The sequence below is a fragment of the Acinetobacter sp. 243_ASPC genome, assembly GCF_001054715.1.
GTDB classification, from domain to species: Bacteria; Pseudomonadota; Gammaproteobacteria; order Pseudomonadales; family Moraxellaceae; genus Acinetobacter; species Acinetobacter soli.
Window position 1 is genome coordinate 1 of the sequence record NZ_JVOR01000122.1, and the last position, 9,999, is coordinate 9,999.

At 37.3% G+C, this 9,999-nt stretch carries 16 protein-coding genes; 7 read left to right on the forward strand and 9 right to left on the reverse strand.

Translation table 11 applies throughout. From position 1 onward, the window contains the following. Positions 1-76 precede the first annotated feature (76 nt). Positions 77-1,221 (forward strand): IS3-like element ISAba14 family transposase gene (locus ADA42_RS18190; protein ID WP_100833519.1). Its coding sequence is split into 2 segments (ribosomal slippage): positions 77-341 and positions 341-1,221, totalling 1,146 coding nucleotides; the frame shifts between segments, so codons are not numbered across the junction. 669 nt (positions 1,222-1,890) lie between these two features. Here ADA42_RS18190 and nadS (ADA42_RS16180) read toward each other — a convergent pair. Next, positions 1,891-2,163 (reverse strand): NadS family protein, encoded by a 273-nt coding sequence (gene nadS, locus ADA42_RS16180; RefSeq protein ID WP_005086343.1) that lies wholly within the window; start codon positions 2,161-2,163, stop codon positions 1,891-1,893. Then, the gene (locus ADA42_RS16185; RefSeq protein ID WP_000897309.1) at positions 2,156-2,476 is read right to left on the reverse strand and encodes a type II toxin-antitoxin system RelE/ParE family toxin; all 321 of its coding nucleotides are present in this window, start codon (positions 2,474-2,476) and stop codon (positions 2,156-2,158) included. Before ADA42_RS16185 ends, nadS (ADA42_RS16180) begins: the two co-directional genes overlap by 8 nt. Positions 2,477-2,703: 227 nt before the next feature. Here ADA42_RS16185 and ADA42_RS16190 point away from each other — a divergent pair, with 227 nt between their 5' ends. Further along, positions 2,704-3,357: a hypothetical protein gene (locus ADA42_RS16190; protein WP_005086345.1), complete on the forward strand. Its 654-nt coding sequence runs from the start codon at positions 2,704-2,706 to the stop codon at positions 3,355-3,357. A gap of 75 nt (positions 3,358-3,432) precedes the next feature. Here the strand turns inward: ADA42_RS16190 and ADA42_RS16195 are convergent, their stop codons facing one another. The 5 genes from ADA42_RS16195 to arsC form a co-directional block, all read right to left on the reverse strand. Beyond that, on the reverse strand, positions 3,433-4,044 hold the full coding sequence (locus ADA42_RS16195; RefSeq protein ID WP_004740252.1) for a recombinase family protein: 612 nt from the start codon (positions 4,042-4,044) through the stop codon (positions 3,433-3,435). Between the two features lie 180 nt (positions 4,045-4,224). Then, positions 4,225-4,752: a plasmid pRiA4b ORF-3 family protein gene (locus tag ADA42_RS16200; protein ID WP_000537572.1), complete on the reverse strand. Its 528-nt coding sequence runs from the start codon at positions 4,750-4,752 to the stop codon at positions 4,225-4,227. Positions 4,753-4,846: 94 nt separating this feature from the next. After that, positions 4,847-5,161 carry a BrnA antitoxin family protein gene (locus ADA42_RS16205; protein ID WP_005086327.1) on the reverse strand — a complete coding sequence of 105 codons (315 nt, stop codon included), beginning with the start codon at positions 5,159-5,161 and terminating at the stop codon, positions 4,847-4,849. After that, positions 5,124-5,435 carry a BrnT family toxin gene (locus ADA42_RS16210; RefSeq protein ID WP_005086328.1) on the reverse strand — a complete coding sequence of 104 codons (312 nt, stop codon included), beginning with the start codon at positions 5,433-5,435 and terminating at the stop codon, positions 5,124-5,126. Before ADA42_RS16210 ends, ADA42_RS16205 begins: the two co-directional genes overlap by 38 nt. 246 nt (positions 5,436-5,681) lie before the next feature. Beyond that, complete coding sequence (arsC, locus tag ADA42_RS16215) at positions 5,682-6,110, reverse strand: arsenate reductase (glutaredoxin) (RefSeq protein WP_017385235.1); 429 nt, start codon at positions 6,108-6,110, stop codon at positions 5,682-5,684. A gap of 84 nt (positions 6,111-6,194) precedes the next feature. On the opposite strand from arsC, the gene ADA42_RS16220 reads away from it, so the two are divergent. Genes ADA42_RS16220 through arsH form a run of 4 tightly spaced genes read left to right on the forward strand, consistent with a single transcriptional unit; the run spans position 6,195 to position 8,751 of the window. Beyond that, on the forward strand, positions 6,195-6,518 hold the full coding sequence (locus ADA42_RS16220; protein WP_004999912.1) for an ArsR/SmtB family transcription factor: 324 nt from the start codon (positions 6,195-6,197) through the stop codon (positions 6,516-6,518). Positions 6,519-6,523: 5 nt separating this feature from the next. Beyond that, positions 6,524-6,997: an arsenate reductase ArsC gene (locus tag ADA42_RS16225; protein ID WP_004942838.1), complete on the forward strand. Its 474-nt coding sequence runs from the start codon at positions 6,524-6,526 to the stop codon at positions 6,995-6,997. A 4-nt stretch (positions 6,998-7,001) separates the two neighbouring features. Further along, positions 7,002-8,042 (forward strand): ACR3 family arsenite efflux transporter, encoded by a 1,041-nt coding sequence (arsB, locus tag ADA42_RS16230; protein ID WP_004999910.1) that lies wholly within the window; start codon positions 7,002-7,004, stop codon positions 8,040-8,042. A 4-nt stretch (positions 8,043-8,046) separates the two neighbouring features. Continuing rightward, positions 8,047-8,751, forward strand: coding sequence for an arsenical resistance protein ArsH (gene arsH, locus ADA42_RS16235; RefSeq protein ID WP_004942830.1), 705 nt, complete (start codon positions 8,047-8,049; stop codon positions 8,749-8,751). Between the two features lie 77 nt (positions 8,752-8,828). Here arsH and nadS (ADA42_RS16240) read toward each other — a convergent pair whose 3' ends face one another. Together nadS (ADA42_RS16240) and ADA42_RS16245 are read right to left on the reverse strand one after the other, a co-directional pair. Further along, entirely contained in the window at positions 8,829-9,101 is a 273-nt protein-coding gene (gene nadS, locus ADA42_RS16240; RefSeq protein WP_004942828.1) for a NadS family protein, read from the reverse strand. Further along, entirely contained in the window at positions 9,094-9,414 is a 321-nt protein-coding gene (locus ADA42_RS16245) for a type II toxin-antitoxin system RelE/ParE family toxin (protein WP_004942805.1), read from the reverse strand. The genes nadS (ADA42_RS16240) and ADA42_RS16245 overlap by 8 nt, the downstream gene beginning before the upstream one ends. 181 nt (positions 9,415-9,595) lie before the next feature. Here ADA42_RS16245 and ADA42_RS16250 point away from each other — a divergent pair. Then, positions 9,596-9,999 (forward strand): helix-turn-helix domain-containing protein (locus ADA42_RS16250; protein ID WP_152682193.1); only part of this gene is annotated, 404 nt, incomplete at its 3' end.

Here is a 9,999-nt window from a genome sequence, read left to right on the forward strand (position 1 = left end):
AGAGGTGGATCAGGAAATTTGAACAACACTTATAAGTGATATTTTGCTCCCCAAATGATGTTATAAACATCAATATATGGAGTATTTTATGGCACGTAGACCAAGAAGAAATCATTCAAATGATTTTAAAGCTAAGGTAGCACTTGCTGCGATTAAAGCAGAAAAAACACTTGCTGAATTGAGTGCTGAATTTGATGTTCATCAAAACCAAATTATCGACTGGAAAAATCAACTGATTTCAGCTTCCTCGCAAGCTTTCGATCAATCAAAAGCTCCAACAGAACCACCCATCGATCTAAAAAAACTACATGCAAAAATCGGTGAGCAGGCATTAGAAATTGATTTTTTAGAAGGTGTGTTGAAGAAACTGGGCCGCTTCAACCACAAAAGTTAATCGATGACTCACTTCAGATTTCAGTATCTAAGCAAGCTCAGCTGCTGAAAGTCTCCCGTGGTTGTTATTACTATCGCCCAAAACCTGTGAGTGCATCAGATCTGAAGCTGATGCGGTGTATGGATGAGTTACATATGCAATACCCTTTTGCAGGTAGCCGTATGATGCGTGATTTGTTGAATCGTCAAGGACATCATATAGGACGACGTCATACACGTACTTTAATGAAGAAAATGGGCATTAATGCGTTATATTGCAAACCAAATTTAAGCCAGGCTAATCAAGCTCACCGCAAATATCCATATCTGCTCAAAGGATTGGCTATTCAGCGCAGTAATCAAGTGTGGTCTACGGATATAACGTATATCCCTATGGCAAAAGGCTTTGTTTATTTATGTGCTGTGATTGATTGGCATAGCCGCAAGGTACTAGCGCATAGAGTATCGATTAGTATGGAGGTTACATTTTGCATAGAAACATTAAATGAAGCTATTGAAAAATATGGTCGACCTGAAATATTTAATACAGACCAAGGCAGTCAGTTTACCAGTGATGCATTTATTGATGTATTGAAATCAAATGGCATTCAAATCAGTATGGATGGTAAAGGTCGATGGGTTGATAATGTGATGGTTGAACGATTATGGCGGAGCGTTAAATATGAAGAGGTGTATCTCAAAGCTTATAGCAGTGTCACAGATGCGAAAAAGCAATTGAGTGCATATTTTGAGTTTTATAATCTGAAACGACCTCATTCGAGTCTAGACAAAATGACACCAAATGAGTTTTACTATGATCAGCTACCCCAACAAAACAAGGTGGCTTAACTAGAGCGGAATATCACTTATAAATACGCTTTTAGTTGTTCAAACATGTGGGACCACCTCTAAAATGTGAATTTACTGGCTCAATTACGTTTTTTTTAAGCATATAACTAATAGCTTATCCAACAATATAGTTAATGATATTTTAAAAGCTTCTTAGTTGGTTCAAAATTTGAGTTGTTTACTCCATTTAACTTATGTTTAACATAATGGCGCTTATGCGAAACCACTTATAAAAATTCATTGTTTTTCAAATATTTAAAAAATTAGTCATGACTAAAAAATCGTTAGAAAACCGACTTAGACACATGTCGGCTGCTTTTTAAGCAACTTTGTCATATTCTGCCAATAAAATCGGTTAAAAAATGCTCAAAATTTCAATTTTTCCTGATTTCTAAAGGCCTTCATTTCTGAAATTATCCCCATTTCCTGCGGACAAATATCGGGATAAATCCCTGATAAAATCATGTACGTTTTGGCGTACAGCCATTCAAGAAAATTGCCAATAGCCATACTCAGCTCAATTTCCTATGATGAGTTCATCGAGAACAGGATGTTCCACATAACAACAATAAGATCAGCGACAGGACGCGAGGGATGACAGGAGTTGACCCTAGTACCAAATACGAAAAACCCCGACAGGATGTCGGGGTTTTTTTATTGCCTAGAGTTTTAAATCAGGCTTGGATGCGCATCTAGAATACGAATCAAGGTTGCTGCTGGCCCTGTTGGATAGCGTCTGCCTTGTTCCCAGTTTTGTAGGGTTCTCGCGCTGATATGCAAACGTGCGGCGAATTCTGCCTGGGTTAAGCCAGTTTTCTCACGTACTTCTTTAATATCCGGCAATTCAAGCTCAGTCACGCGGCTTGCCTTTATCTCATTACGTTTGATGGCCCCAGCTTCTTTAATTGAAGCAACCAGGTCATCAAATAAGTTGTTATCCATGAAATTGCTCCTTCACTAATTGACGTAGGATCGAGGTCTCTTTGTCTGTCAGATTATCTTTGACAGACTTTGGATAAGCCACCAGGAAAAAGATCTGATCATCCTCTGTGACCCAATAATAGATCACCCGGATACCACCACTTTTACCCTTGTTACCTTGAGCACAACGTACTTTACGAATACCACCGCCATTCTTGATTAAGTCGCCTTTATCGGGCTGTACCAAGAGATCTTGCTGAAGCTGACGATATTCTTCATCACTCACAAGCTCTTTAATTTGCTTGGTAAAAATACTGGTTTCAATAAATAACATGGGTGCAAGTACGTCAATGGCGTATAAGAATTTTAGCAGTTTTAGAACAAAAAAACGAGAGATTACAGCTCTCTGTTAGAACCCATTCAAAATGTCTATATTCTCACCAATAAAAATGTCCACTTTTAGAATATGCGCTTTTGCGATTTTCTTATCGGACGGTTTAATATGTTGGTGTCTATATCGGATAAACTAATATTCTTTGCATTACGTCTACTGATAAAAATATGTATAACGTTCATCCAAGTGAAAAACTAATTCACGCTTTCCGCCAAAAACCTTATCAGGGATGTTGTCCTACTCAAGCAGAGTTTTTATTTATTGGCTTAGATGCCAATTACGCTCCCAATATTGAAGAACAAAAAATATTTTCTAAAATCATTGAATATCATGAGGATGCTATTTCATTTTGGCAGAAATACAATGTACATCATCCTTTTTTATTAGATGGATATAAAGGAGATGGGCGAAAATATCATAAAGAATTTTCAAAAATTAGACTTTCTTGCAAAGATGCTTCTCGTATTTCATTTATCGAGCTTCTTCATCTTCCCACAACTGGTAGAAATGATTTGAAAAGCTCTGATCTTGATAAAAATCATCTACAATACATTCATAAAGCCATTTTTTCAGAACACACTAAAGCTGTATTTATCTCTGATGCTGTTTTTAAATTAATGAAAAAAACATCTATATTTTCATGGATGAATGATGCTAAACAAATAGAAGGACATACTCTTAAAGTTTTTCATGAAAAAAAACCTTTAATCTATAAGCATTTACATTTTTCAACTTATGGAAAGTTTCAAGCTCAAAAAGAGGAAGAGATAAAAGCAATTCATAATATTATTCTAAAATCAAACATCAGTGATTTAACATAAAATCTCTTATGTGAAGCAATCTTTGTAAGCCCAAAATAGAAATGTCCGGTTTCTCCAAAGTAAAAATGTCCGCTTTTAGATAACTTTAGCAACTCGATAGACAGTTGCAACTCCACAATTCACTGCTTTGGCAATTTCTTCCTTAGTCATATTGCCAGCTGCTAGCAATTCTTTTATTCGTTTGTGCTTAGCCTCATTGGCTTTCTTACCTGTTGGCTTGTAACCTGAACGTGCCAGGCCCTGCTTAATACGTTCTATACGTTTCTCATTGTCTAGGCGAGCCATTGTTGCCAGGAGATCAATCAACATATTGTTGATGAGTTCCAGGATTGAATGAGTAATGCTGTCACTGGTTTGAATCATTTGGTAGGTAGTAGGAAGATCTGCTACGACTAAACGAAGTCCCTTCTCCTGGATCCTGCGCTTCAGCTCTTGAAAATCTCGTTGGGTTAGGCGTGATAAGCGGTCAATACTTTCAACTAACAAGGTGTCACCTTGATTTGCTTCTGACAGTAGCTTATTCAATTCAGGTCGGTCTAACTTCGTACCACTATAGTTTTCTACGTACACAATGGTTTCACCCAAATTCAAGTTTTGGTTTAGATCCTGAAGAATCTGCAAAGCCCTTTCTGCATCTTGATCTTTAGTTGAAGCTCGTAGATAAATACGTGTATTCATTTCTATCATTTAATCTTAATTCTATTAGATTAATGATAACACTATCATTTAATTATTACATTAAGTCTAATAATAGATATTGTATGCGATTTGGCTCGCTATCATTCAGCTATACTCTTTTGATAAAAAAAGCATGACTAAAAGCCATGCCTTGGGAATTCGTATAACAGCCCTTATGTTAAATCAGGTTTAAAACTTAATATCATGTGAATTAAAGTAGGTCGGATCAAACTCTATCTCTCCTATTTCATCCTCGATAATTTGCATGTAATCGTCATATCTTGGATGTTTGGGGTCTTGTAATGCATCTAAAATATCAAGATATCCAAAAATTCCTCCAATATCTTCAAATGGAGCATGATTTTGACCATCTATACAACATGGATATTTTTTATTTAAATCAGGAGATTGTCTGCTTTCTACAGTAATCAAATGTTCCCAACAATCGCCAAAATCATATGTATATATAATTTTTTTACCTACACGTAGAACTTCTTTCAATTTTTGTCTTTTATTGATCTTTTCATGCTTAATAGTCGTGAATTCATGTAAATGGCTATCTTCCCAATCAAAAGCAGATTGAATTGCCTTATGGAGCCTAGATAAAGTAGCTGCCGATGAAATTTGAATAGTTCTCCAGATTTCAGGATCACTACCTAGCAGACTAATTTTTAATTGAAAAACTTCATCAGAAGATTTGAGCTTTACAGTTCCCATAACAGCCTAGTTCTCAAAAAATAGTTTTAGTAAATCTAAAATTAACATAATACACCTTATACGCAGTCAAAAATGGGAGCCTAAGCTCCCATTTTTATTGATGATTTTTTAATTCTTTTAGCATGGCATCCCGTAAAATTTTATTCATTCGTGTTTGATAGCCTTTGCCTTGGGCTTTTAGCCACTGCATGACATCTGCATCGATGCGAACCGTAGTTACTTGTTTAGTCGGCTTGTAAAATGGATTTTGCACTGCATTTTTCCAAAAACTTTCATCAAGTTCAGGAATATCTGAAAAGTCTATTTCACTGTCTGGTCGTTTAGCCAGGGCTTCAAGTCTTGTCTTTTGTTCTTCAGACAAAACAGGAGGATTATTCAAATCCATTTTGTAAGTAACGGTTTTGCTCATACTGTTTCCTCTCTTTTTTCTCTGCCTGTCGTGCCGAAATAATGCGGATATGATCCATCCCATTATGGTCTTGTACTGTGTGGGCCACCAATAAAACAGCTTGCCCATGTACCATACCTATCGCTTGCCAACGATATTCACCATTTTCAAAGCGATCCTGTTTATATAAGGCATGAGCATCGTAAAAAACCAATGTCGCATCTTCAAAAGCTACACCATGCTTTTTAAGGTTTATTTCTGCTTTATGCTCATCCCATGAAAACTCAATTTCCATAGTTGCATCGCTTTTTGTTAATATAAAAATGTTAATACAAAATTGTAAATTTTGCAAAGTTGTTCCATTTTTTATTGGCAAAAGCTTACAGAATCGAACATAAAAAAGCCGACTTGTTTCCAAGTCGGCTTTTCGGGTTTGCGTCCCAATTTTTTTATAGCATAACTTTTTGAAATATAAAACTATTTTTATATGCGTTTCGTATAACGTCCATTATGTTAAATGTGGATATTGAATACGTGAACTTTACTTCACTCTATTACCATTTTGATCAATAATTACTTCGCCATCTTCTTTGCTAAATGCATTCAATTGAGGGGCAGATAATAGATCCAATACTAACTCGGATGGTCTGCATAATTTAATACCAAGATCCGTTACTACAAATGGGCGGTTAATTAGAATTGGATATTCAAGCATAAAACCAATTAACTGGTTATAAGTCCAATGTTCTTGCTGTAATTCTAGTTTCTCGTAAGGTTCAACATTTTTACGAATCGCTTCACGCACAGAAAGCCCTGATTTTTCAATTAAAGTAATTAACTCTTCTTTAGTCGGTGGTATTTTTAAATACTCAATTATTTCAGGTTCTTGCCCTGTATTTCGAATAAGTTCGAGGGTGTTTCTTGATGTTCCACAGGCAGGGTTATGATAAATCTTAATCTTTTGTGACATGACTTTTCTCAGTGTAAAACAATATTGCATTTATATATGGATATGCGTATATTCGCAATAGTAAATATAGTGAGTTATAAGAAAATGAATCAAACCGATTTCTTTAAGTGTCTTTCTGACCCGACTCGTTTGAATATTTTGGAGTTAGTGATGGCCAAACAAAGTGTTTGTGTGTGTGAACTGACAGAACAGTTACAACTCAGCCAACCTAAGATTTCTCGCCATTTGGCCTTACTTCGAAATCTTTCCATTCTGCTTGATCAAAGACAAGGGCAATGGGTGTATTACCGTTTAAACCCAAATCTACCTGAATGGGCAAATGATGTTTTAAACATTATCTCAAATCAAAATGACGACATCATGAACAATCCTCTTGTTCATTCTTCAATTTCAGTGCATTGCGAGTAATACTGATGAAATTTTTATTCTTATGTACGGGTAACAGTTGCCGTAGCATTCTTTCAGAAGTGTTATTCAATAGCCGTGCGCCTGAGGGTTGGAAAGCTTACAGTGCTGGCAGTAATCCTTCAGGTCAGGTTCATCCATTATCCATTAAGACTTTACATAATTTAGGCTTATCTACTGATGGTTTATTAAGTAAAACCATTTATGACTGTGGACAGTATCAACCTGATGTGGTGATTACCGTGTGTGATCAAGCTGCTCAAGAAGCTTGTCCACTTTACTTAGGGGGAGCGATTAAGGCGCATTGGGGCTTATCTGACCCATCTCATTTAGACCTTCCTAAAGAAGAAAAGCTGAAAGCTTTTTTAGTGACAGTTGATCACATCAATAAACGCCTAGATGCTTTATTTGCACTAGATATAAACAAATTTTCTCGTTCTGAGCTTATTGCAGAAATCAATAAAATTTCAAATATTGAGTAAAATTATGTCTACTTCAAGGCTTTCATTTTTAGATCGTAATTTAACGCTCTGGATTTTCATTGCGATGGCATTAGGTGTGGGAATTGGGGTGTTCTCTCCTCAAGCATCTGTTGCTTTAGACCAGATGAGTATGGATTCAGTCAATATCCCGATTGCGATTGGCTTGATTTTGATGATGTATCCACCACTGGCCAAAGTGGACTATGCGACCTTGCCACAAGTGTTTAAAGATAAACGAACGCTTACCTTATCTTTGGTTCAAAACTGGCTAATTGCACCATGTTTAATGTTTGCTTTAGCGATCATTTTTTTACAATCCTATCCTGAATATATGACCGGTGTCATCCTGATTGGATTGGCTAGATGTATTGCAATGGTTTTGGTGTGGAATGGCTTGGCATGTGGTGATAATCAGTATGTTGCAGGGTTAGTGGCATTTAACAGTATTTTCCAAATCTTGTTTTTTAGTACCTACGCCTGGCTATTTCTCACCTTCTTACCGCCATATTTTGGTGTACAAGCACAAGTCATTAATGTCAGCTTCTGGACGATTACCCATGCAGTTCTGGTTTATTTGGGTATCCCGTTCTTACTGGGTTTTTTAACTAGATTTATTCTTGTGAAACAAAAGGGGTTGCTTTGGTATCAAACCAAATTTATTCCTAAAATTAGTCCGCTGAGCCTCGTTGCCTTGTTATTTACCATCGTAGCTATGTTTAGCCTGAAAGGTGGTGAAGTGGTCAGTTTGCCACTCGATGTACTCAGAATTGCAATTCCTCTAACGATTTACTTTGTCCTGATGTTTTTCATTAGTTTCTTTATGAGTAAGTGGATGGGGAATGATTATCCAAAAACTGCGGCTATTTCTTTTACTGCGGCAGGTAACAATTTTGAATTGGCGCTCGCTGTTGCTATTGCGACGTTTGGTTTGGCATCACCAGTTGCTTTTACAACGGTCATTGGGCCACTAGTTGAAGTTCCCGTACTGATTGCTTTGGTGAGTGTGTCACTGTGGCTTAGAAAAAAAGTTTTTAAAGAGATATAACGCTATGAGTCTCCCAAATATAGATTTCAATCATCTTGAACAACCGACTTTAGACAAAGTTCAAGCCAAAGAGCTGGATCATTCACCCCGTATTTTGCTGCTTTACGGTTCAAATCGAGAAGTGTCCTATAGCCGACTAGCTGTTCAAGAAGCAGGGCGAATATTGGAACACTTTGGGGCTGAGGTAAAAATCTTTCATCCAACGGGATTGCCTCTGCCGGAAGATGCAAATACTGAACATCCAAAGGTAAAAGAGCTACATGAACTTTTGGCTTGGTCAGAAGGAATGATATGGTGTTCACCTGAACGACATGGTTCGATGAGTTCTATTTTAAAAGCTCAAATTGATTGGATTCCACTGGCAGCAGGTGCAATTCGTGCTACTCAAGGTAAAACCCTTGCCATCATGCAAGTCTGTGGTGGATCTCAATCATTTAATGTGGTTAATCAGCTACGGATTCTAGGTCGTTGGATGAGGATGATTACAATTCCCAATCAATCATCCATCCCAAAAGCTTTTTTAGAATTTGATGAAAATGGGCGTATGAAGCCATCTTCTTACTACGCAAGAATTGTGGATGTGATGGAAGAGCTATATAAATTTACGCTTTTGACTAGGGGACAATCAGCATATTTAACTGATCGTTATTCTGAGCGTATTGAAAGTGTTGAAGAGCTGTCGAACCGTGTAAATCAAAAGAGTATTTAGTTTTTCTAAAATTAACATAATACGCCTTATGCAAAACTAAAAATGGGAGTCTTAAGCTCCCATCTTTTAATTAATTTTTAGATAAGGCCAGGGTGAGCATCTAAAATTCGAATCAATGTAGCTGCTGGTCCAGTTGGATAACGTCGTCCTTGTTCCCAATTTTGCAGGGTACGTGGGCTAATATGTAGACGTGCAGCAAATTCATTTTGGCTTAAGCCAGTTTTTTCCCGTACTTCTTTAATATCAGGTAATTCGAGTTCTGTAACTCGACTTGCTTTAACTTCTTTACGTTTGATAGCTCCAGCTTCTTTGATTGAAGCAACCAAGTCATCAAATAAGTTGTTATCCATGAAATTGCTCCTTCACGAGTTGGCGCAGAATGGCTGTTTCTTTATCCGTTAAATTATCTTTAACAGATTTTGGATAAGCCACTAAGAAAAAGATTTGATCATCCTCATTTACCCAATAGTAAATTACTCTGATGCCGCCACTTTTACCTTTGTTACCTTGAGTACAACGTACTTTTCGAATGCCACCACCATTCTTGATTAAGTCACCTTTATCTGGCTGAAACAATAGATCTTGTTGAAGTTGACGATATTCCTCATCAGATACAAGGTCTTTAATTTGCTTGGTAAAGATGCTGGTTTCAATAAATAACATGGACTCGATGTACGTCAGTGGCGTATGTTAATTTTAGCAGTTTCGATATCAAAAAACGAGAGCTATCGGCTCTCTGTAACTCCAAAATAGAAATGTCCGGTTTCTCCAAAGTAAAAATGTCCGCTTTTAGAATATGCACTTCTGCAATTTCCTTAGCGGACGGTTTGATATGTTGGTGTCTATGTCGGATAAAGAACTTAAACGATTGTCGGTCTTGCAGGAAATCTGCGATCAACGCATAACTCAATCTCAGGCTGCTCAGCTACTTCATATTTCAGAACGTCAGATCAGACGCTTACTGCAGAAATACAAAGCCCAAGGTCCAGCTGCATTAGCCCATGCCGGTCGTGGCCAAATCAGCAATTCTAAACTTCCTGAAGAACTCAGACTCAAGTGCCTCAATATTGTTTCTGACCAACTGCATGGTTTCGGACCCACTTTAGCGCATGAAAAGCTCACCACCGTACATGGATTCGATCTTTCAGTAGAAACCCTGCGTTCTTGGATGATTGCAGCTGACTTATGGATGCCTCGATCCAAGCGCCTGAAACGACCGTATCAGCCTCGTTACAACCGGGATTGCTT